Here is a 23,359-nt window from a genome sequence, read left to right as displayed (position 1 = left end):
AATATATAAAATGCATTATTAAAGATGTTAAAACTATGAAATAGCCCTTATAATAAGATAGTTTCCTTATGAGACAAAAAGTTAGCATAGTATTGATTTTATTGGGCTTGGTGGCGCTGTTGTTCGCATTTAAGTCGGGGCTTTTCAAATCCTCTGGTGACGTATATGCGGATCAGAAGTTGCCGGAGGTCGTAGATTATAATTTCCATATAAAGCCCATACTATCGGACAATTGTTATACCTGCCACGGTCCTGATGCCAACAAGCGGAAGGCTGGCCTGCGTCTGGATCTGGAGAAAGGGGCCTTATCGGAACTGCCGGAGAATCCCGGGAAATATGCCGTTGTGGCGGGCAGGCCCGCGAACAGTCTTTTGTACCAGCACGTGGTCTCGGATGATCCCAAACTGCTGATGCCCCCACCGGATTCACAATTGGCACTGAATTCCTATGAAAAGAAACTCTTGAAGAAATGGATAGAACAGGGTGCCAAGTTCGATAAGCACTGGGCCTTTATCCCTCCCAAGAAGGCGGAGCAGCCAAAAACGGAACGGACGGATTGGGCACACAATGAGATCGATGCCTTTATCATGGAGAAACTGGAGGAGAACGCTCTGGTCCCTTCCCAGAAAGCGGAGGAGCATACACTTATCAGAAGAATGGCTTTGGACCTAACGGGACTGCCTCCCAATGCCGATCAGGTTGAAAGGTTTCTCAACAATACTTCCGGGGATATTCTGGACCGGGCCATAGACGAGTTTTTGGCCTCACCGTCCTATGGGGAGCGCATGACGCAAGTATGGCTGGATGTGGCCAGGTATGCGGACTCCCACGGCTACCAGGACGATAGTTACAGGAGCATGTGGCCCTGGCGAGACTGGGTTATCCATGCCTTTAACAACAACCTGCCCTATGATGATTTTCTGAGCGTGCAATTGGCGGGCGACCTGATGCCCAATGCCACCAAGGAACAGGTACTGGCCACAGGTTTCAATAGGAACCATCCCATCACCCAGGAGGGCGGGGTTATCCAGGAGGAGTACCAATCCTATTATGTGGTGGACCGCACCAATACCTTGGGGAAGGGCATCTTGGGGCTTACTTTGGAATGCGCCAAATGCCACGACCACAAATACGACCAGCTGTCCCAAAGGGATTATTTTGAGATCTATTCTTTTTTTAATAATGTGGATGAAAAGGGGTTGCGTATGGATGCCGTACAGGCTGCCAATCAGAAATATTTTGCCGATGCCCCCTTTATGAATATAACGGATGAGGAGACCAGTGGGGTCCTATCCTTTATCAATAAGTCCGAAGGTGAAGCCGTCAAGGTGATGGTCATGAACGATTCCATGCCCAGAACGACCTATATTTTCAACCGTGGGGAATATGATAGTCCGGGAGAGGAAGTAACTCCCAATGCCCCGGAAATAATACTTCCCTACTCGGATGAGCTTCCAAAAAACAGATTGGGACTGGCCAAATGGGTGACCGATGAAAACAATCCGTTGACCTCCAGGGTCTTTGTGAACAGGGTCTGGGGAATGTTGTTCGGGAGGGGACTTGTAGAAACTTCCGAAGATTTTGGTGTGCAGGGCAGTCTGCCCACCCATCCGCAATTGTTGGACTGGCTGGCCAAGGATTTTATGGACCACGGTTGGGACATAAAATATCTGTTGAAGAAAATAATGCTATCGGCTACCTACCAGCAAAGTTCCATAGCTACCGAGGAGACCAAAAAGTCGGATCCGGATAACAAGTGGCTTTCCAGGGCCCCCAGGTTCAGGATGAGCGGGGAGATGATACGGGATTATGTTCTGGCCACCAGTGGTCTGCTAAATAAGGAGGTAGGCGGGCCTAGTGTAAAACCTTACCAGCCCGCAGGGCTATGGGAAGAGACAAACGCCGGTGGCAATAGGGGGGTGCTTACGACCTATGTTGCCGATGAAGGCGATAAATTGTATAGGCGTTCCCTCTACACCTTATGGAAAAGGACCCTGCCACCACCAAGCATGTCCATTTTTGATGCTCCCAACAGGGATATTTGTGAGGTAAGACGGCAAAAGACCAATACCCCTCTACAGGCCCTTGCACTTCAGAATGATGTTCAAATGTTGGAGTCCGCAAGGGTATTGGCAGAAAATACCATTTTGGATACCAAAGATTCGGAAAAGTGGGTCGCCACTGTATTTCAGCGTATCTTGGTGAGGAACCCCAAAGAAGAGGAAAAAAAGGTTTTGGAGGAATATTATACCGATGCCCTGGGCAAGTTCTTGAACAACAAGGAGAATGCCGAAAAATTGATTGCACAGGGAGAATATAAAAGATTGGATACCGATCCGGCAAAAACGGCCGCATTGATGTTGACGGCCCAGGTGATTTACAATCTAGATGAAACAATTACCAAAGAATAACGATTATGGAAGAAGACAAAACAAATTCTGAAAATCCACTAAAGGTAAACCGAAGACACTTTTTTTCCCAATTAAGCGTAGGAATCGGTTCTTTGGCATTGGGTTCTTTGTTGATCCCAGACCTTTTTAAAGGAGGACCCGCGCCTTTGGCGAGTCAACCATTGGGAATTCCCCATTTTGCCCCAAAGGCGAAACGGGTAATATATTTGTTTCAATCCGGGGCTCCATCACAGTTGGAATCCTTTGATTATAAACCTACCCTTGCCAAGCGTATGGGAGAAGATTTGCCAGAATCTATAAGGAACGGGCAACGACTTACCGGGATGACCGCTGGTCAGGATAAATTTCCCTTAATGCCTTCGGCTGCCAAGTTTGCCCAACATGGTAAAAGTGGGGCTTGGGTAAGCGAATTTTTTCCGCATATTGCCAAAATTTCCGATGAGATCTGTATAGTAAGAAGTATGCACACCGAGGCCATAAACCACGATCCGGCCATCACCTTTTTTCAAACGGGGAGTCAGCAATCGGGTAGGCCTAGTATGGGCTCCTGGATGAGCTATGGGTTGGGAAGTGAAAATCAAAATTTGCCTTCGTTTGTCGTGCTTACCTCACGGGGCAAGGGAAATAGTCAAGGCTTATATTCCAAGCTTTGGTCCAGTGGATTCTTGGACTCCAAGCATCAAGGGGTACTGTTGCGCTCAGGGAAGGATCCTGTTCTCTATTTGAACGATCCCGATGGAATTTCGCGTTCAGATAAGCGCCATTTGTTGGACCATGTTTCTTCACTAAATAAAATACATCATGTTGAAACGGGCGACGACGAGATAGAATCAAGGATTGCCCAATATGAAATGGCCTATAGGATGCAAATGTCCGTGCCCGATGTTATGGATATTAAGAAGGAACCGGAATCCATTATAAAATTATATGGGGAAGACTCCCAGGTTCCCGGGACTTATGCGGCGAATTGTTTGCAGGCCCGTAGGCTTGCAGAAAATGGGGTGCGCTTTATACAGTTGTACCACCAAGGTTGGGACCAACATGGAAATCTACCCAATGAAATGGCTGGACAGGCCAAGGATGTGGATCAAGCATCTGCTGCCCTTATCCTGGATTTAAAACAACGAGGCATGTTGGAGGACACCTTGGTTATTTGGGGCGGGGAGTTTGGAAGAACCAACTACTGCCAAGGTAATTTTGATCCAAAAAATTACGGTAGGGACCATCACCCAAGAGCCTTTAGTATATGGATGGCCGGTGGCGGTATAAAACCGGGTATAACTTATGGGGAAACTGATGAATTTGGGTATAATATTGTGAAAAACCCCGTTCATATCAACGATTTCCACGCTACTATTATGAATAATCTGGGACTGGATCACGAACAATTAATTTATAAATATCAGGGACGTCGCTTTAGGCTTACAGATGTCGCCGGTAATGTTGTAAACGATATCTTAACATAGTATATGGCTCAAAAAAATAGTTCTCCTTGGGTCGATTATGTTATTTTCGGTCTTACTGTATTTCTTGTTTTCTGTTTAATTTTTGAATCTTTTATTGATCTTCCAAGCCTTGTAGCCTGGTTGGGACGCTGGCACCCTTTGATCCTGCATTTTCCCATTGTACTATTACTGATGGCCGCCGTTATAGGCCTTTTCAATCAAATGGTTCCTAAGCTTTTACTTATGGTTGCCACACTTTCCGCGCTGGTTACCGCTATAACGGGATTCTTTTTGGGAACGGAATCTGTACCTAAGGGCGACCTTCTTTTTTGGCACCAATGGATGGGGGCCGGGGTAGCTATTTTGGCAGTTGTATGGTATTGGGTGAGTACTAATCATTTACAGCAGACTTATTTGGTGAAAGGAATACAGGTGGTATTGATTATTTTGGTGGGACTAACGGGCCATTACGGAGGTATGGTTACACATGGGGAAGACTTTTTGGCTTTGCCCAGAAGCAAGAAATTGGAGAAGATTCCTGAAAATCCATTGATTTATGAGCATATAGTATACAGGGTGTTGGACAATAATTGTATAGCCTGCCATAATCCAAACAAAATAAAAGGAGAGCTCTTAATGACCAGTATAGGCGAGTTGATCAAAGGTGGTGAAAGTGGCCCCGCTTTGGTAGTTGGGGATCCAGGAAACAGTGAACTCATCAGACGTCTACATTTGCCAATGGAAGACGAGGAGCATATGCCGCCTGAGGGCAAGAAACCATTATCCGAGAACGAAATACAAATATTGGAACGTTGGATAGCCTTGGGAGCTTCTGATACCCTAAAATTAAGTCATTTGGATAACGATGAACCATTGGTTGGAATGGTTAGAAAGATGATGGAACCCGGAACAATAAATTCATGGGCAAAACTTCCCAAGGTATCGGACAGTACCCTTCAAAATTTGGCCTCAGATTATGTTACAATTAAAAGGATTGCCAGTAATTCGCAGGCGCTGAGCGTATCCGTGTACTTACCTCCAGAATACGATCCTAAAAATATTACGGATTTAAACCGAATTTCCAATAATATTGTTGAATTGGATTTGAGTGGAATCCCAATTGGTGAAAAGGAAATGGACCTAGTGGCCACGTGCAAGAATTTGGAGTGGTTGGAAGTGGACCGAACCCCCATCACGGATGCCGAGTTTGCAAAAATAACCGGGCTTGAAAATTTAAGGGTATTAAAGGCATATGAAACAGGCATTAGCGATGAAAGTGTTGCCATTCTAAAGGATTTCAAAGGCCTTAAAAGTCTTTATGTTTGGGATACGCAAATGTCCGATCAAGGGCTTTCCGAGCTAAGGGAAGCCATGCCCAATTTACATTTGGACTACGGAATTGATCCAGAGCTTAAAATGGAATTTATAGAGAAGGACACCATTGTGGATAGTATACAGTAAATTCGTAAGTAGATTATTAATTACTTAGGATGTGTATGACTTGTCGTATTCCAATTGTCATTTTACTTATTACCTTTCATTCGTTATCAATGGCCCAAGCCAGGTATGAGTATACCCACCAACAAATGGGTACGCAAATTGGTCTGGTTTTTTACGACCACAATGAAGATATGGCCAGGGCAGATTCCATTGCCCAATTGGTTTTCGCTAGAATAGATGAACTTAATAGCACTTTAAGTAATTACCTTCCTAATAGTGAAATTAATAAGCTTAGCAGTGGTTCAAATATAAACGTTGCGGTTAGCAATGACCTTTTTAGATTATTGCAAATTTCAGGGGACTATGCTGCAAAGACCAACGGTGCTTTCGATATTACCCTAGGTCCGCTCATTGAACTATGGAAAAAGGCTAGGAAAAATAGACAAATACCTTCAATGGCTGAAATAAAGCCCGCACAACAAAGAACCGGTTATGGCAATCTGGAATTCCCCATGTTGAATACGGTAAGGTTAAAACAAGAAGGAATGCAATTGGATGTTGGCGGGATAGGAAAGGGGTTTGCTGCGGATGAGGTCATTAGCCTGCTGAAGAGTAATGGAATAAATGCGGCTTTGGTAGATATGGGGGGAGATGTCACGGTAAGCAATGCCCCGCCCAATAAGGAGTTTTGGGTTTTAGGATTTAGCTATTATGACAAAAACGGAAAAGAAGTTTTCCGGAAAATAAAGTTGAAAAATCAGGCCGTAGCTACCTCAGGGGATTTATATCAGTATGCCGTTATAGATGGGAAGCGGTACTCGCATATCATCAATCCTAAAAATGGCATGGCGTTGAGCAATAATATACAGGTAACAATTATTGCCCCCAATGGTACTATGGCAGATGCTTATGCTTCGGCATTAAGTGTCCTGGGTATAGGGGAAGGCTGTAAAATTGTTCAGGAAACAATAAATTTGGAGGTGTTTATGGTGGAGGATGTACCTGGGTCATACCAGCAATGGAATAGTTCTGGATTTTTAAATTATATAGTTGAGGATTGAAATAAGATTACAAATAATTACGGGCTCCTTCCCCTAGCAGGGGAAGGTAGACCATTCCACGCTTTAGTGGATTGGGACGGAAAGGCTGATGAACGGAGGTTTAATTAAGTACATTACTAGATCCCTTCCGTCTTTTGTCCCAGAAAAAGATACAAAAGCCACCTTCCCTTGCCAATTGAAGGAGCAAAAGTTATATTTTGGTTTAATACTAGTTATACAGGAAGTTAAATGAATACAATCGACAAAATAAAACAACTGGCAAAAACTTATTCCTCAGAGATTGTAGGTGTCAGGAGGTATCTGCACCAGCACCCGGAACTGTCTTTTAAGGAACATAAGACCTGCGCCTATATACGGCAGCAACTTATTGCTATTGGAATCGACACTATTGAATCTGTAGCAGAAACTGGATTATTAGCTACTATTCAAGGAACCGATAAAGGCAAAACCATTCTGTTGAGGGCGGATATGGATGCTCTGCCCATTCATGAAGAAAATACAGTGGAATATGCTTCCCGAAATAAAGGGATTATGCATGCCTGTGGACATGATGTGCATATGACTTCCCTTTTGTTGACCGCTAAAATATTATTTGAGCTTAGAAATGAATATTCTGGAACCGTAAAATTATTATTTCAACCAGGTGAGGAACTAATGCCCGGCGGGGCTACACTTGTAATGAAAGAGGCCGCCTATAAATCCATAGGCCCCATACCCCATTTGGGTCAACATGTAATGCCAAATCTTCCTGCCGGGAAAGTAGGTTTTAGATCTGGATTATTTATGGCCAGTATGGATGAGATTTATATTACCATCATTGGAAAGGGCGGTCATGCAGCAGTACCGGAAGAATGCATAGATCCAATTCTCATTGCTTCGCATGTTATTGTGGCGGCCCAGCAAGTGGTGAGCAGAATGGCATCGCCCAAAACTCCCAGCGTACTATCCTTTGGGCGTATTATTGGGGATGGAGCCAATAACGTTATTCCGGATAAGGTAACTATTGAGGGTACTTTTAGGACTTATGATGAAGTCTGGAGGACGGAAGCTATAGAAAAACTAACCAAACTGATAAAGTCCATTGCCGAGGGAATGGGAGCGGACTGTATAGTGGATATTCCAAGGGGATATCCCCATCTTAAAAATGACGTAGTCCTGACCAATTCCATGAAACAGGGTGCCATATCGTACCTTGGAGAAGATAAGGTGGTTGACCTGGATTTATGGATGGCTGCCGAAGATTTTGCTTACTACACCCAAAAAAATCAGGCCTGTTTTTACTTATTGGGAGTTGGGAATATAGAAAAGGGAATTACCTCCGGCTTGCATACCCCAACCTTCAACATAGATGAATCGGCTTTGGAAACAGGAGGAGGGTTAATGGCCTGGTTGGCTTTGGAATCTCTCGCTTAGAAGATATATTAGTTTGGAAGGGATAACCTTTTTACCAGTTTTTCTACCGTTAAACCCTGCACTAGGATAGAAAAGACGACAACCACATAGGTAATGACCAAGAAAAGATCCCGATGCATATCGGCAGTAAGTCCCAATGCCAAGGCAATGGAAATACCACCTCTTAATCCGCCCCAGGTCATGATGATATTGGTGTTGGGGACAAAATCCAGCTTTTTCTTAAAGAAGTTGATGGGCAATAATAGTGATAAGTATCTGCAAGCCAATACCACTGGAATGGCAATTAGACCAGCAACAAAATAATTGAGTTCAATGGTAAGGACCAAAATTTCCATCCCTATAAGAACAAACAATATGGTATTTAAAAGAATGTCCAACAATTCCCAAAATTTATCCACATAAGTCTCTGTGGTCTCGGACATTGCTGCGTTTCTTACTTTGTCGTTACCTACAATGAGTCCAGCAGTTACCATGGCCAAAGGTGCCGAAAGATGTAGTTGATGTGCAATGACAGTTCCCGTCATTACTGCGGCTAAGGTGATAATAACTTCTATATCGTAGTCATCTATAGATTTCATGAGTCTAAAGGTGATCCATCCTAATAGCAGGCCCAAAACAAGTCCCCCAATTACTTCTTGACCAAACAATTTTAGAATTTCGCTCGCACCGGTTTCGCTACTTCCAAAGGAAGCAATCTGAAAAATGGTTAAGAAAACAACTACGCCAACCCCATCGTTGAACAGGGATTCCCCTACAATTTTGGTTTCCAATTTTTTAGGTACCCCTGCCTTTTTTAAGATGCCAAGAACAGCAATGGGATCGGTCGGGGATATAAGGGCCCCAAAAAGTAGGCAATACACATAGTCTATAGGTAAACCAACGACCTGTAAAATATAGTACATGGCCGTTCCTACCAAGAATGTGGAAACCAATACCCCTAGGGTGGCAAAGGCAAAGACGGGCCATCGCTGTACTTTTAGCTGTTCAAAATTGGTGTGCAATGCTCCGGCAAATAAGAGAAAGCTCAACATTACATCCATTAATACGGTTCTAAAATCAATATGGGTTATGATATATTTTTCAGCATTTAACAGAGTGTCATCAAACCCACTTATGGCAAAAACGACTAGTGTAAATACAATGGTAATCAGCATTAGCCCAATAGAATTGGGCAACTTTAAAAACCGAACATTGATATATCCAAAAACGGCAGAAAGAAAAATCAATACAGAGGCAATAGTGAAATAGTCCATAGGAAGGTGGGTTTGTTACAAAAATAGGGGTTGTGAATTGTTTAATAGTACCGGTGGACTTAAAATAACAGTGTAAAGGTGGTATTCCTGTCGGGTATTGAGTTCACTTTTAAATTGCCGCCGTGCATCCGTAATATTTGTTTTGAAAAACTTAGTCCTACCCCTGTTCCCGTATTTTTGGTAGTGAAAAAAGGCACAAAGATTTCGTTGATCAATTCATGGGGTATCCCTGGGCCATTATCCTCCACTTCAATATATTTTTCTCCTGCATTGTTTAGTCCTGCAATTAATTTAATAGTACTGTTCTCTTGATTTGAGAGTGACTGTAACGCATTCTTGCACAAATTGATCAATACTTGGGTAATTTGTTTTTCATCAATAAAAAGCTCCAAGTCTTGGGTCCGTATTTGCAATTCGATGGAAGTATTTGAAAACCCCTGGTTCTGTCCTACGAGTAACTTTACCTTTTCCAATAAATTTTGCGCCAATACAATTTTTTTATCCGGTACAGGAACGTTTAAGAGGCTTCTGTAAGATTCTACAAAACTCAATAAATTGGAGCCTTGATCCTTAATCACTTCCAACCCCTTGATAGTATTGTCCAAGCGTTTTTGGTATTCAATGCCATTCTCAAGATTTATATCCCCCTTTTCGTAATATTTTAAAATGGAATCGGAAATGGATGTTATCGGGGTAATGGAATTCATGATCTCATGCGTCAAGACCCTAATTAATTTGGTCCAGGATTCGGTTTCCTTTTCGTCCAATTCCTGATGGATATCCTGGATGACCACCAATAATAATTCTTGTCCATCCAAATTGAAGGATGAGGATTTTATCGCCAAATCAATTTTTTCACGTTCATTGGTCAATTGAAACATGCGACGTTCAAAAGGCTTCAATTCACTAAAGACACGATAGAGATTTTCATCAATTTGGGATAGTTGTTTAATGTGGTTAAGTGGCGTATAATTTAGCATATGCTCCAATCTGGGATTGGCAAAAAGGATATGTCCTTTGTTGTTGATCGCTAAAATGCCAATATCGGCTTGTTTTAAGATCTCTTGGTAAAATCGTTCTTGGGTCTGATTTTTTAAATGAATTTTTTGAATCATTTCATTTAGCATATTCAAGCTATGATTAAGCTCTTCAAGAGATTTAAGTGTCAATTTTTCGGGAAATCTAAGGGTGAAATCCTCATTCTTTATAGCATCGAAGAAATAGGCTATTTTTCTGTTGGTCTCATTTACATATTTTATTAAATAAGAGGCCTGAAGTACCAGTGCAATTAAGGTTAGAACACTAAAAACATAGTTTTCCCGGACCAATAGAAAGGCGAGCATTAAGGATGTGGCGGTAATAAAGACTACTCGGCCTATGGTTTGGAAATAGAAGTTTTTACTAACCATTGGTATCCTGTTTTTTAATTTTATTGTAGAGCGTTTGCCGGGATATCCCCAATTGTGCCGCCGCTGCACTATAGTTGCCATCATGGCTTTGCAAGGCGTTTGCAATCATAATTTGTTCCATTTCCTCCAAGGTTTTAGGTCCTGTGGGCATTAGTTGGGATGGTTTCGCATTCAATATAAAATCGGTAGGTTTCAGAATATTTCCTTCACAAAGGATTACCGCCCTTTCCAAAGTGTGCTGTAGTTCCCTCACATTTCCTGGCCATGAGTATTGCATCAATTTTTCTTCAGCAATATCGTTTATTCGGAGTCCATGTTTTGCATACTTGGCGCTATATTTTTTCAGATAAAAATGAGCGATGATCAAAATGTCATCCCCCCTGTCCCGTAGTGCTGGAACCTGAATATGTATGGTATTTATTCGATATAAAAGATCCTCTCTAAAGAGACCATCGGTTACCATTTGTTCCAAATTGCCATTGGTGGCACAGACCAATCTAATATCTACCGGAATGGGCTTGTTGGATCCCACGCGTACTATGACCTTATTCTGAATGGCGGATAGTAGTTTAGCCTGCATTTGTAGTGAAAGGTTGCCTATCTCATCCAAAAACAAGGTGCCTCCATTGGCCGCTTCAAATTTTCCGGTCCTGTCCTCCTTGGCATCCGTAAACGATCCTTTAAGGTGGCCAAATAGCTCACTTTCGAATAGATTTTCTGATATAGAACCCATATCGACCGGGATGAAAACTTCATTTTGTCTAGGAGACATTCGGTGCAGTTGTCGGGCAATCAGTTCTTTGCCAGTACCGTTTTCACCGGTAATCAAAACATTCACATCGGTCCTGGCCACTTTATTGGTAAGGTTCAAAACGGCGGTGAGTGCCCTGGAATTACCAATTATATAATTTTTGTCCTGATTAATTACCTGCTTTAAATTACTTTCCTTTTGTTTTAATTTACTGATTTCTTTCTGGGATTTGCGAAGCATATAAGCCGCTTTTACGGTTGCCAAGAACTTATCGTTGTTCCAAGGTTTGAGAATAAAATCGGATGCTCCCTCTTTAAGCGCCTGTACCGCTAGTTCTACCGCCCCATAGGCGGTCATCATGATAACTGCGGTAAGAGGTGCCTTTTTCTTAATTTCCTTTAACCAAAATAACCCTTCATTTCCCGTATTTACCCCAGCAGAAAAATTCATATCCAAGAGGACTACGTCAATCGAGCTTAAGTCGGGAAAGGAAGACAATTGATTGGGATTGGAAAGGGTAGTGATGCTGGTATATTCAAATTGCAACAGAATTTCCAAGGCACTCAAAACACTTTTGTTGTCGTCTATAACTAATATTTTTCCCTCGACCATAATATTGTTAATAAGGTAATTTTTCTTTTGTTCATCAGCTTTTATAAACTCCTCTTTTTTTACTTAAAAAAAAGTGGGGCGGATCTAGATTTGTTGCTCGTGCTGAAGTTTAACGAAGAATCCACTTCACTTCCTTTTATGATCCCAGCAGACAATTACTCCCTATATCAAAACTACAATATGTCCTTATAACTACATAAATAGTGTCCAAATATTGGACAATTGTTGTATAACTATTTTACAATAGAATAGATTGTATTTGCTAAATATACGGTAACTTATTGTTAATCAACAATGTAGATGTTTGGCATGGACTTGGAATAGGGTACTTTGCCGATTCTTGTTATAGTGGTCGGATTGGTGATTTTTTTAACCTTGTTTGTATTATGAATTTTATAGAAGGAAAATTACTTCTTTTGTTTTTGTTTATCAGTGTTGTCTCCACTGGTCAGGAGAACTGGACCTTGGAGAATTGCATCTCCTATGCCTTGGAACATAATCTTACGCTGCTAGACTATCAATATCTGGAAGATTCTGGTAAAGAGAATTATAACCAGGCAATAAGGGACATGCTTCCAAGGGTTAATGGTTTTGGCGATTATAATATTAGATATGGTAGATCTACAGATCCAAATACCAATGATATAATTGATACGGAATTTTTTTCCAATGGCTATTCCTTGAACGCTTCCATTGATCTTTTTCGAGGTTTCCAAAAGGTCCACACTATTAAAGCAAGAAAGCTTTTATTTAAGGCTTCACAGGAAACGTCGCAACAGCAGCGTTTTTTATTGGCCCTTAGGATTATGACGGCCTATCATGACATTCAGTTTTATGAGGGTCTTCTGGCAATTTCAAAGGAGCAATTGACCATCTCTGAAGACAATTTTAAACTGGCCAATAAACAAATTGAAATAGGATTGAAGGCCAAGGCCGATCTGTATGAAGCAGAATCCGTATTGTATACAGATCAATTGAACGTTACCCAGAATGAAAATTTACTTCAGGCCGCAAAGCTTACCCTGATACAGGAAATGAATTTGGAAAATGCCCATACCCTGCAAATAAACCCTATTGTACCCAATACAATGGCCGATAACAAGCTGTCAACAGATAGTATTTACGGCTTAGCAATGGATTTCGTTCCCCTACTCAAGGCTCAAAGGTATAGAACAGAGGCTGTTAGAAAGCAATTGAGTGTTGCCAGGGGAGAGCTCTATCCATCACTTTCTTTTGCTACTGGCTATGGCACCGGATATTATGAAACCACTAGGGACACTTTGGGCGTTACAATTCCATTTAAAAATCAAATTCAGGACAATGCTTCCAGATATGTGGGATTTTCACTTAATGTTCCCATTTTTAATGCCTGGTCTACGCGTTCTGCCATCAAGCAACAGAAAATTGCTTTGAAAAGGGAAGAAAATAATCTGGAAATACAGGAGCAGGAAATTTTTAAGGCCATACAACAACTTGTTCAAGAGAATAAGGCTTTAAATGTTGAGCTCATTCAGAGTGAAAAGCAAATTATGGCCCAAGAACAGGCTTTTGGAGTGGCACAAAAAAAATATGAAAAGGGCTTGTTTACGATAATGGAACTTAATCTTGCAAAATCCATGTACGCCACTTCACAAAATAAAAATCTACAGGTAAAACTACTGCTTCAAATTAACCGGAATACATTGGCTTTTTACCAAGGCTTACCTGTTTTTAACATTAATAGCACCAATTGAAATGGATATACAATTAGAAAAGAAGAAAGGATTAAGGCCAAAACACTACGGGTATATTGCCCTTGGGGTCTTGCTGCTATTTGTGGGCTGGAAAATTATAATGGGTAATACCGGCCATACTTTTAGAACTGAAAAGGATAAATTGTCCATAGCAGAGGTGGTACAGGGAAAATTTGATGATTATATCACCATCAACGGTACGGTGGCCCCTATTGCAACCATATACATGGATGCCTACGAAGGGGGGCGTGTGACCGAAAAACTGATAGAGGAAGGGGCTATGGTACAAAAAGGGGATATCATCCTAAAACTGGAGAATATTGGCCTGTATGAGCAAATATTGAACAGTGAAAGCAATTTGGCACTAAAGCAGAACGACCTAAGGTCTACCAAAATAACATTCGATTCCAGGCAGGTGGAGGGTAGAAAATCTTTGGCCAACGCGCAGTACGAGCTAACAAAATTGAAACGAAATTTTGAACAGAACCAGGCCTTATATGATGACGAATTAATTTCGAAGGAGGAGTATTTAACTTCAAAAGAGAATTTTGAGCTTTCCCAAAAGCAACATGACATAGTTAAACTACAGACCGAACATGACGATGAAATGCGAAGCACCTCCTTGGCGGGATTGGATACGGACCTGGAACGTATGCGCAAGACACTTACTATGGTTTACGAACGTCTAGATCATTTAAATGTACGGGCACCGGCAGATGGGCAATTGGGTTTTTTGGATGCAGAAATAGGACAAAGTATTGGTCAAGGCGAGCGTATAGGTCAGATTAATGTCCTTACAGATTATAAGATCGAGGCCGATATAGACGAACATTATATAGACCGTGTGAAACGTGATTTAAATGCAACTTTTGAGCGGAATGGAACTGAACATTCCCTGCGGTTGAGAAAGGTATATCCTGAAGTTCGAAATGGCAAGTTCAAGATAGATTTGGTCTTTACAGGTGAAAAACCACAAAACATCCGTGCAGGACAAAGTTATAATATAAAATTACAGTTGGGCGAGTCCAGTGATGCACTCTTACTGCCCAAGGGAAGCTTTTTCCAAAGTACAGGCGGACAGTGGATCTTTGTGGTTAACCCAGATGGTAATCGGGCATTAAAGCGGAATATAAGAATAGGAAAGCAAAACTCCAGATATTATGAAGTGTTGGAAGGATTGGAGAATGGTGAAAAAGTAATTACCTCCAACTATGATAGTTTTGGAGAGGCCGATAATATAGTGTTGAAATAAATTGAAGTAACAAATGTCCAAAACTGGCACTAATACAACAGAGGGTGTCCTTAAATAAATCTATTACTAATGATAAAGATCCAAAATTTAAAAAAGAGTTTCAGAACCGAGGAGGTAGAGACTTTGGCATTGAACAATGTGAACATCAAAGTTCAGGAGGGCGAGTTTGTGGCCATAATGGGACCCTCTGGTTGTGGTAAATCTACCTTGTTGAACATTATTGGTATGTTGGACAATCCTACTTCAGGGAGTTATCAATTTGCTGGCCATGAAGTGGGACATTTAAAGGAAAGCCAACGTACCCAACTGCGAAAAGGCAATTTGGGCTTTGTCTTCCAGAGTTTTAATTTGATAGATGAACTTACTGTTTATGAAAATGTGGAATTGCCGTTGATCTATCTTAAGATGAACAAAAATGAGCGTAAACAAAAGGTAATGGCGGTATTGGAACGAATGAAGATAGCACATCGTGAAAAGCATTTTCCACAACAACTTTCCGGAGGGCAGCAACAACGTGTGGCTATTTCAAGGGCTGTGGTTACCAATCCAAAATTAATTTTGGCGGATGAGCCTACGGGGAATTTGGATTCCAAAAATGGGATCGAAGTGATGAACCTATTAACAGAGTTGAATCAGGAAGGAACCACCATTGTTATGGTTACCCACTCGGACCGGGATTCGCACTATGCACATAGGGTGGTAAACCTATTTGATGGTCAGATTGCCACCGAAAGCCATAATAGGGCAATGGGAGCAATGCGTTAGGGAGACCTGCAAGGTGTAGTCCGCCTTTTTGCGGACCTTCTTGTAGGTCTAGGCCAGGATTTGGAAGTGAAACCAATAAGGTTCGGACACCTGCATGGAAATTAAAACCTACAAGGTTTTGGAAACCTTGCCGGTTGTGAGGGAAGGGAAACCTTGCAGGTTTATAAGAGAAAGGAGTTTATTCATCAATGAAATAAGTGTAGAACTTATTTCTCATCAAAAACACTAATCATGTTTAAAAATCACATCAAAATAGCTTGGAGAAGTCTTAAAAGACAGCCCTTTTTTACCTTCCTGAATACTTTTGGTCTGGCCATTGGAATGGCCGGGGGCTTGCTCATTTCGCTATACATCTATGATGAGATGAATTTTGATACGATGTTCAAAGATGCCGACCGCATTTATAGAATAAATACGGATACAAAATTTGGGGGTACGGAGAGCAAATCCGCGGAAGTTTCAGCTCCGATGGCGGCTGCCATGGAGAACGATTTTTCACAGGTGGAACTCACAACTAGATTTAGGAATTTGGGCAGTATGCTCCTTAGAAAGAGTGATGCGGAAGCAAGCGTAAAAGAACAAGGTTCAACCTTTGTAGATGCTACTTTTTTTGAGATGTTTGGTCTGGATCTATTGGAAGGGGATGTGAAAACCGCCCTAAAAGAGCCCAATACCTTAGTCCTGACCAGATCGGCAGCCCTAAAGCATTTTGGATTAAAAGACGCTCTAGGTCAACAGTTATTGTTGAACAATACCGATACCTATACCGTCACCGGAGTAATAGAGGATATGCCAGAGCGGTCATTCCTTAGAAATCATAACGTTTTTATGGCCATGGCGGGGAGTGAAGAGGCTAAAAACCAGGAATGGACAAGTCATAATTTCTTTACCTTTATTAAGCTGATACCCGGTGCAGATATTGCCGATTTTCAGGAGCCCTTACAGTCCATGCTAGGCACATACATAATGCCTTATGTACAGACATTTTTGCCTGGGGCAACAGAAGAACAGTTGGTCGCCTCCGGAAATTATCTGTACTATAGCACAATAGCCTTGAAGGATATTCATCTGTATTCCAACAAAGACCATGAACTTAGCTCAAATAGTAGTATTCAAAATGTTTATATTCTTTCATTTATAGGCTTGTTCCTGATCTTATTGGCCAGTGTTAATTTTATGAACCTATCCACGGCACAGTCCCTTAAAAGGGCAAAAGAAGTAGGTATTCGCAAAACATTGGGGTCGGACAAATCTGCCTTGATACGACAATTTTTGACGGAATCAGGTTTAATTTCCTTCATCTCATTATTGTTTGCCTTGGTAATAGCAATTATGGCTACACCTTACTTTAATGCCCTATCTGGCAAGTCCATTTCCATACCATTTACCGATCCATTTTTTTGGATGGCCTTATTTATTGGGTCAACAGTTCTGGCTCTTTTTTCAGGAATGTATCCTGCATTTTTTATGTCCCGTTTTGTGCCTGTTAAAGTGCTTAAAGGGGCTGGAACAACTAGTACAGGGGGTGGGAATATTAGAAGTTTCCTAGTGGTATTCCAATTTGCTATTTCAGTGTTTTTAATTGTAAGCACTTTGGTGGTTTTTATGCAATTGAAGTTTATTCAAAATAAAGATCTGGGATTTACAAAAGATCAGGTTTTAATTGTAGATGATGTTTATACATTGGGAGACAAAGCCACGGCGTTTAAGGAGGAAGTGGAACAACTGGGCCGAGTGGAAAGCGCAACATTGAGCAGCTTTTTACCAACACCTTCCAGCCGCAGCAATACTTCCTTTTTTAAAGAAGGCGGGGCAACAGCAGAGAACTCCATCAACATGCAGATATGGAATGTAGATGACAATTACATTCCCACTTTAAATATGGAGATTTTGGAGGGTAGGAATTTTGATAGGCAGTTTGGTACCGACTCTACAGTAATGCTTATCAACGAATCCGCAGTGGCCATTTTGGGCGTACAACCCAAAGATGCTTTGGGTATGCGAATTATCCGCAATTTTGAAGATGGAACTTCCAATTATTTTACCATTATCGGTGTCATAAAAAATTTTAATTACGAGTCGCTACGGGAAGATATTGGCGCATTGAGTATGACCTTGGGCAGGTCTACAGGTTCCATGGCCATAAAATTGGAGGCAGGGGATTTTTCAAACTCCATTGCAAGTGTTGGAGGGGTATGGAATAAAATAGCTCCGGGGCAACCTTTCGCTTATCGGTTTATGGAGGACTCCTTTAATACCACTTATGAAGCCGAACAGCAATTAGGGCGCATTTTCGTGACCTTTACCATACTGTCCATCTTAATCGCTTGCCTTGGATTATTTGGTCTAGCGGCCTTCAATGCCCAAAAACGAACCAAGGAGATAGGTATACGAAAAGTATTGGGGGCAAGTGTTGGCCAAATAAGTTATCGCCTTACGACCGACTTTTTAAAAATGGTAGGGGTTGCAATACTTATTTCGTTGCCCGTTGGTTGGTACCTAATGAACAAGTGGCTCGAAGATTTTACCTATCGGATAGAAATAGAATGGTGGGTGTTCGCCTTGGCGGCGTTCTTGGCAATAGGGATAGCAATACTTACTGTAAGCTACCAAAGTATTAAGGCGGCTATAGTGAATCCTGTAAAAAGTTTACGAACGGAATAGTTGAGTGAACAGTGAGCAGTGAATAGTTGGGAATTATAACGCATATCATCAATCAAATCAAGGAACGAAAATCATGTTTAAGAATTATTTTAAAATCGCCTGGCGAAATATAAAAAGAAATAAATTGCATTCGGCCATACATATTTTTGGTTTGGCAATCGCTTTTTCCATCTGTATCCTCTTGTTTTTGACCGCCTATTTTCATCTGAGTTTCGATTCTTTCCACAAGGATAAGACCCAGCTGTTTAGAACTTCCCGTCTTATAAACAGTACCCAGGGTCCCGAAATGAGTTCCCAAATGCCATTGCCTGCCGCTACTGCTTTAATGGCCGATATTCCGGAGGTGGAGACAGCTATAGCGGTGAATATGGGGATGCCTGAAAATTTTTCATACGAGGAAAAAAATATGGAACGGGTGGTTGTTAGGACTGATCCCGATTTTTTTGAAGTGTTCAATTTTCCGGTACTTATTGGTAATGGTAGCACGGCACTTTCTGGTTTTCAAGACATAGCCTTAAGTGAAACTACGGCCAAGGCCATTTTTGGGGATTCGGATCCCATAGGGAAGGAGCTAAAAATTGGCAGAGGCGAGGACGTGGAATTTTACACCGTAACCGCTGTGGTCAAAGACTGCCCAAAGAATTCCAGTATTCGTTTTGATGCCGTTGCCAGGATTGAATCGCTTCCCAATTTTGGAAAGCTTCAAAATGATTGGGGCTCCAATGGATCCAGTGTGTTTATTAAAATCTCTAAAAATAGCGATTCCCAAAAGGTTGCTTTGAAACTTCAGCCTTTTGTGGAAAAACACTATCCCGATCAATTGGCCCAACTTAGGGCCGATAGGCCGGAAATAAAGGAAACCTCCGAATTATTTAGTATAAACCTCACCAATATAAATGACGTTCATTTTTCTGGGGAAAGGAGTGCTCCCAAGGTACTGGTATACGCCCTTATGTCCCTAGGAGCCTTTATTCTGTTGATTGCCTGTTTTAATTTTGTGAACCTTAACATGGCCAACTCCTTTAAACGAAGCCGTGAGCTGGGAGTAAGGAAGACACTTGGGGCCTATAAAGGACAGCTTTTTATGCAGTTATGGGGAGAAGCCTTTCTGCTTTATTTTGTTGGTTTTATGTTGGGATTGGGTCTCGCTTCCCAATTGATACCTGCCTTTAATACACAATTTGGAGGTGGCATAGAAATTTCAGCCCTGTTCCAGCCCACCTTTTTGGCAATTATGTTCGGGGTCTTTTTATTAGTAACCCTGATTGCTGGAGGATACCCTGCCTTAAAGATGGCCAACTTTAACTTGGTTGGTGTTTTAAAGGGCAAGGTTTCAGCAAAGAAACCGGGAGCACTTCGCAATACCCTGTTGGTAAGTCAGTTTGCCATTTCCAGTCTGCTAATCTGTGTAAGTTGGATAGCAAGTCAACAATTGGATTTTTTAAGGGAAGTACCTATTGGTTTTGAAAAGGAGCAGGTAATAAGTATTCCTGTAGGTTTCCAACAAGATGGTAGAAAAATATTGGCGCGTATGCGGAACGAACTTCAAAACGATCCCAATATTGTTTCCATTACTGGGACAGGTGGTAATTTGGGAAGGGGCTTGGATAGGGTTACCGTTAGGTCTGTTGTAGGGTTCGATTATAAACAAAACCAGGTTTCGGCCGATTGGCTCTTGGCGGATTATGATTTTTTAAAGACTTTGCAAATTCCCATTCTTAAGGGAAGGGATTTTGATCCTGCCTATGCCACGGATACAATAAATGCGTTCGTGGTTACTGAGAGTTTTGTAAAGGCCATGGGAGAACCTGATCCCATTGGCAAATATTTTGGAGGGGAAGAAGCGGGATTGGGGAATAGGATTATAGGAGTAATACCGGATTTTAATGCCTATTCCCCGTCCGATAAGTCATATCCAATAGCCATTCATCTATCGGCATCGGAACGTATAAATTACATTTTCCTAAAGGTTAAATCGGATAATCCACAGATGGTGATGGAACATATCGCTGCAGTTTGGGAAAAACTTACGGATAATGCCCTCTTCAAAGCTTCCTTTTTGGATGAAAATCTTCAGGCCTGGTACGAGGGCGAAATAATTATGACTACTGTGTTCAGCATCGCATCGGCCATAGCCATATTCCTTTCCTGTTTAGGCCTTTTCGCCATATCATTAATGGTCATAGAGTTGAGAACCAAGGAAATAGGGATACGAAAAGTTATGGGGGCATCGGTGAAGAGTATTGTTGGTATGATATCAATTCACTTTGTAAAACTGGTATTGCTCAGTCTTTTAATTGCAGTCCCCTTGGCCTGGTATATAATGCAGATGTGGATCGAGAATTATGAATATCGTATATCCATCGACCCACTCATATTTTTGGGGGTGGGAGCTATGGTTATAGCGGTGGCGTTATTTACGGTCAGTTTTCATACCATAAAAGCGGCCATTGTTAACCCGGTAAAAAGTTTACGAACGGAGTGAAAAAGGAAACGGTTGTTAGTAGCCAGTGAGCAGTGAACAAGGCGAACGAATTTGGCCAACGGTATTGAGTGTGGGGAAGGTGGCATGGAGGGCAGAAAACGGAAGGGGTGGTTCGATCAATTCGCAGTTGATAGTAAAAATAAGTTATGTATAGTCGAAAGTGAACAGCTAAAAGTTGAAAACACATATCATCAATCAAATCAAAAACGCAAATCATGTTTAAGAACTATTTAAAAATAGCTTGGAGGAACCTATGGAAAAATAAGGGCTATTCCGTAATAAATGTTGGCGGGCTTGCCTTGGGAATGGCGGTAACGCTCATAATTGGTCTATGGATCCAAGATGAACTTAGTCATAACAGCTATTTTAAAAACAAAGACAGTATTGCCCAAGTGTTCCAATCACAAACATTTAACCAAGAAACCGGTACAGGCCCTGCGATACCCCGACCCTTGGAAAAAGTGTTACGTGACGGTTATGCAGATAACTTTAAGCATTTGGTGATGTCTTCTTGGAACATTTCCAGATATCTGCGATACAAAGAGAAAAGTCTTTCCAGAACAGGAAATTTTATGCAGCGAGAAGCTCCTGAAATGTTGGATTTAAAAATTATAAAAGGGGAGAAAGATGGTTTGCGAGAACTAAATTCCGTAATGCTGTCCGAATCCGTCTCCCATGCACTTTTTGGTAATGAGGATCCTATTGGTAAAACCTTAAAAGTAAATAATCAATATGATGTAATGGTGAGTGCGGTATATGAGGATATTCCTTTTAATAATTCATTTAATGATGTCGAATTCCTAATGCCGTGGGACAAAATGATCGCGACCCAAAAATGGATGAAGAATGCTGAAGATCAATGGGGAAATAACTCCTTTCAGATGTTTGTCCAGATTGCTGACAATTCTACAATGGAAAAAGTTACCGAGGCCATTCTGAATGTGAAAAAAAATGCAAACGAGGATACGGCGGAATTCAATCCACAAATATTTCTCTTTCCAATGAAAGATTGGTACCTACGAGGCAATTTCGAAAACGGGGAGCAAGTTGGTGGGCGCATAAAATATGTGTGGTTATTCGGAATAATTGGAGCTTTTGTATTGCTATTGGCATGTATAAATTTCATGAACCTTAGTACGGCTAGGTCCGAAAAAAGGGCCAAGGAAGTGGGGATTCGAAAATCCATTGGCTCGCAAAGAAATCAATTGATCAACCAGTTTTTGAGTGAATCTTTCTTAGTGGTATTGTTTGCGTTTATTATTGCCGTGATAATAGTTTTATTGTCCATGAACGGATTCAATGATTTATCCAAGAAGGAAATTTCGTTCCCTTGGAACAGCACTAATTTTTGGGTTGTATCATTGGTGTTTATAACGATTACTGCTTTAGTGGCAGGTAGCTATCCGGCACTTTATCTGTCTTCTTTTAGACCAGTGGATGTATTAAAAGGAACCTTCACATCTGGAAAATATGCCGGCTTGCCCAGAAAAATTTTGGTCGTACTGCAGTTTACTGTTTCCGTGGCCTTTATTATTGGAACCGTCATAGTAATGCAGCAGATCAATTATGCCAAAAACCGACCCGTGGGGTATGATAAAGCTGGCCTTGTTCAGATACCTACCTTCAGTCAAGATTTTGAAGGTAAATATGATTTAATGCGAAGCGAATTTTTAAATTCAGGTGCGGTAATCGAAATGTCGGCTTCCAGCAGTCCAACCACGCAGATTTGGTCCAACCGCAGTGGATTTGATTGGGAGGGGAAGCCCGAAGGTTTTCAAGAAGATTTGGCATGGACCGAAGTAACTCCGGAATACGCCAAGTCTTTGGGTATGAAAATTATTGAAGGCCGTGATTTTTCAAGGGAGTTCGCTACCGATTCAAACGCGGTATTGATCAATCGGACTGCAGTAAAATACATGGGCATCAAGGATCCAGTTGGCAAGTTTTTGAAAGATGATGATGAAGAAGATCCGGGTCCGCCCTTAAAAATTATTGGTGTTGTAGAAGACATGATTACGCAATCGCCATATGAACCTGTTAAGCAGGGTGTTTATGTTTTTGATAAACACGGCAATTCCAGTTTCTATAATTTAAGATTGAATCCAAATCAAAGTGCAAGTCAGAACATGGCGATTATTGAAAATGTGTTTAAAGAACATTTTCCCAACCTTCCTTTTCAATATGATTTTGTGGATGATGAATATGGCGAAAAATTTGCTGCTGAAGAACGCATTGGAACCTTATCTGGAATTTTTACGGCCTTGGCCATATTAATAAGTTGTCTTGGCCTATTCGGACTCACATCATTTGTTGCGGAACAGCGTACCAAGGAAATTGGGGTCCGGAAGGTTCTAGGAGCCACAGTATTCAACGTGTGGAACATGCTTTCCAAAGATTTTTTAAAACTGGTAATCATTTCTTGTTTTATAGCCATACCTATTTCATACTACGTTATGAACGGTTGGCTGCAAGACTATCCATACCATGTAATCTTGGAGTGGTGGATCTTCGCTTTTGCCGTTATTGGATCGTTGGCGATCACAATATTAACCGTGAGTTTTCAGGCCATTAAAGCGGCTAATGCCAACCCGGTAAAAAGTTTGAGAACGGAATAATTAAGTAATCAGTAGAGCGATGGCAGTAGCAGTAAAGATTATCCTATATC

At 41.4% G+C, this 23,359-nt stretch carries 14 protein-coding genes; 11 read left to right on the top strand and 3 right to left on the bottom strand.

The window, feature by feature from the left end:
• The first annotated feature begins 68 nt into the window (after positions 1 to 68).
• From LV92_RS17965 to LV92_RS17945, 5 genes are all read left to right on the top strand, one after another.
• Positions 69 to 2,411, top strand: a complete 2,343-nt coding sequence (locus LV92_RS17965) for a PSD1 and planctomycete cytochrome C domain-containing protein (protein WP_111624984.1) — start codon at positions 69 to 71, stop codon at positions 2,409 to 2,411.
• A 5-nt stretch (positions 2,412 to 2,416) separates the two neighbouring features.
• A complete protein-coding gene (locus LV92_RS17960) occupies positions 2,417 to 3,877 on the top strand; it encodes a DUF1501 domain-containing protein (RefSeq protein ID WP_111624983.1) in 1,461 nt (486 codons plus the stop codon).
• 3 nt (positions 3,878 to 3,880) lie between these two features.
• The gene (locus LV92_RS17955) at positions 3,881 to 5,317 is read left to right on the top strand and encodes a c-type cytochrome domain-containing protein (RefSeq protein ID WP_111624982.1); all 1,437 of its coding nucleotides are present in this window, start codon (positions 3,881 to 3,883) and stop codon (positions 5,315 to 5,317) included.
• Positions 5,318 to 5,442: 125 nt separating this feature from the next.
• Positions 5,443 to 6,357, top strand: coding sequence for an FAD:protein FMN transferase (locus LV92_RS17950; RefSeq protein WP_170126357.1), 915 nt, complete (start codon positions 5,443 to 5,445; stop codon positions 6,355 to 6,357).
• Positions 6,358 to 6,585: 228 nt separating this feature from the next.
• Positions 6,586 to 7,770, top strand: coding sequence for a M20 metallopeptidase family protein (locus tag LV92_RS17945; RefSeq protein WP_111624980.1), 1,185 nt, complete (start codon positions 6,586 to 6,588; stop codon positions 7,768 to 7,770).
• Positions 7,771 to 7,778: 8 nt separating this feature from the next.
• On the opposite strand, the gene LV92_RS17940 is transcribed toward LV92_RS17945, so the two are convergent.
• From LV92_RS17940 to LV92_RS17930, 3 genes are read right to left on the bottom strand one after another with little or no spacing between them, the layout of a single operon-like run.
• Entirely contained in the window at positions 7,779 to 9,023 is a 1,245-nt protein-coding gene (locus tag LV92_RS17940; RefSeq protein ID WP_111624979.1) for a cation:proton antiporter, read from the bottom strand.
• Positions 9,024 to 9,082: 59 nt separating this feature from the next.
• Complete coding sequence (locus tag LV92_RS17935) at positions 9,083 to 10,432, bottom strand: sensor histidine kinase (protein ID WP_111624978.1); 1,350 nt, start codon at positions 10,430 to 10,432, stop codon at positions 9,083 to 9,085.
• A complete protein-coding gene (locus LV92_RS17930; protein ID WP_111624977.1) occupies positions 10,425 to 11,795 on the bottom strand; it encodes a sigma-54-dependent transcriptional regulator in 1,371 nt (456 codons plus the stop codon). The genes LV92_RS17935 and LV92_RS17930 overlap by 8 nt, the downstream gene beginning before the upstream one ends.
• Positions 11,796 to 12,181: 386 nt before the next feature.
• Here LV92_RS17930 and LV92_RS17925 point away from each other — a divergent pair, with 386 nt between their 5' ends.
• From LV92_RS17925 to LV92_RS17900, 6 genes are all read left to right on the top strand, one after another.
• The gene (locus LV92_RS17925) at positions 12,182 to 13,528 is read left to right on the top strand and encodes a TolC family protein (RefSeq protein ID WP_111625084.1); all 1,347 of its coding nucleotides are present in this window, start codon (positions 12,182 to 12,184) and stop codon (positions 13,526 to 13,528) included.
• Position 13,529: 1 nt separating this feature from the next.
• Complete coding sequence (locus LV92_RS17920) at positions 13,530 to 14,780, top strand: efflux RND transporter periplasmic adaptor subunit (protein ID WP_111624976.1); 1,251 nt, start codon at positions 13,530 to 13,532, stop codon at positions 14,778 to 14,780.
• A gap of 69 nt (positions 14,781 to 14,849) precedes the next feature.
• A complete protein-coding gene (locus LV92_RS17915) occupies positions 14,850 to 15,545 on the top strand; it encodes an ABC transporter ATP-binding protein (protein ID WP_111624975.1) in 696 nt (231 codons plus the stop codon).
• Between the two features lie 231 nt (positions 15,546 to 15,776).
• Positions 15,777 to 18,209: an ABC transporter permease gene (locus tag LV92_RS17910; RefSeq protein WP_111624974.1), complete on the top strand. Its 2,433-nt coding sequence runs from the start codon at positions 15,777 to 15,779 to the stop codon at positions 18,207 to 18,209.
• Between the two features lie 73 nt (positions 18,210 to 18,282).
• Entirely contained in the window at positions 18,283 to 20,694 is a 2,412-nt protein-coding gene (locus LV92_RS17905) for an ABC transporter permease (protein ID WP_111624973.1), read from the top strand.
• 215 nt (positions 20,695 to 20,909) lie between these two features.
• Positions 20,910 to 23,309: an ABC transporter permease gene (locus tag LV92_RS17900; RefSeq protein WP_111624972.1), complete on the top strand. Its 2,400-nt coding sequence runs from the start codon at positions 20,910 to 20,912 to the stop codon at positions 23,307 to 23,309.
• Positions 23,310 to 23,359: the final 50 nt, after the last annotated feature.

Source organism: Arenibacter echinorum (assembly GCF_003259375.1).
GTDB lineage: Bacteria > Bacteroidota > Bacteroidia > Flavobacteriales > Flavobacteriaceae > Arenibacter > Arenibacter echinorum.
This window is presented reverse-complemented; position numbering and strand designations above follow the sequence as displayed.

What these genes read in the sequence shown, in the direction of transcription:
- LV92_RS17900 (WP_111624972.1), top strand. Translation starts at nt 20,910, where the DNA reads ATGTTTAAGAACTATTTAAAAATAGCTTGGAGGAACCTATGGAAAAAT.
- LV92_RS17960 (WP_111624983.1), top strand. Translation starts at nt 2,417, where the DNA reads ATGGAAGAAGACAAAACAAATTCTGAAAATCCACTAAAGGTAAACCGA.
- LV92_RS17955 (WP_111624982.1), top strand. Translation starts at nt 3,881, where the DNA reads ATGGCTCAAAAAAATAGTTCTCCTTGGGTCGATTATGTTATTTTCGGT.
- LV92_RS17940 (WP_111624979.1), bottom strand. Translation starts at nt 9,023, where the DNA reads ATGGACTATTTCACTATTGCCTCTGTATTGATTTTTCTTTCTGCCGTT.
- LV92_RS17935 (WP_111624978.1), bottom strand. Translation starts at nt 10,432, where the DNA reads ATGGTTAGTAAAAACTTCTATTTCCAAACCATAGGCCGAGTAGTCTTT.
- LV92_RS17915 (WP_111624975.1), top strand. Translation starts at nt 14,850, where the DNA reads ATGATAAAGATCCAAAATTTAAAAAAGAGTTTCAGAACCGAGGAGGTA.
- LV92_RS17920 (WP_111624976.1), top strand. Translation starts at nt 13,530, where the DNA reads ATGGATATACAATTAGAAAAGAAGAAAGGATTAAGGCCAAAACACTAC.
- LV92_RS17905 (WP_111624973.1), top strand. Translation starts at nt 18,283, where the DNA reads ATGTTTAAGAATTATTTTAAAATCGCCTGGCGAAATATAAAAAGAAAT.
- LV92_RS17945 (WP_111624980.1), top strand. Translation starts at nt 6,586, where the DNA reads ATGAATACAATCGACAAAATAAAACAACTGGCAAAAACTTATTCCTCA.
- LV92_RS17925 (WP_111625084.1), top strand. Translation starts at nt 12,182, where the DNA reads ATGAATTTTATAGAAGGAAAATTACTTCTTTTGTTTTTGTTTATCAGT.
- LV92_RS17930 (WP_111624977.1), bottom strand. Translation starts at nt 11,795, where the DNA reads ATGGTCGAGGGAAAAATATTAGTTATAGACGACAACAAAAGTGTTTTG.
- LV92_RS17910 (WP_111624974.1), top strand. Translation starts at nt 15,777, where the DNA reads ATGTTTAAAAATCACATCAAAATAGCTTGGAGAAGTCTTAAAAGACAG.
- LV92_RS17950 (WP_170126357.1), top strand. Translation starts at nt 5,443, where the DNA reads ATGGGTACGCAAATTGGTCTGGTTTTTTACGACCACAATGAAGATATG.
- LV92_RS17965 (WP_111624984.1), top strand. Translation starts at nt 69, where the DNA reads ATGAGACAAAAAGTTAGCATAGTATTGATTTTATTGGGCTTGGTGGCG.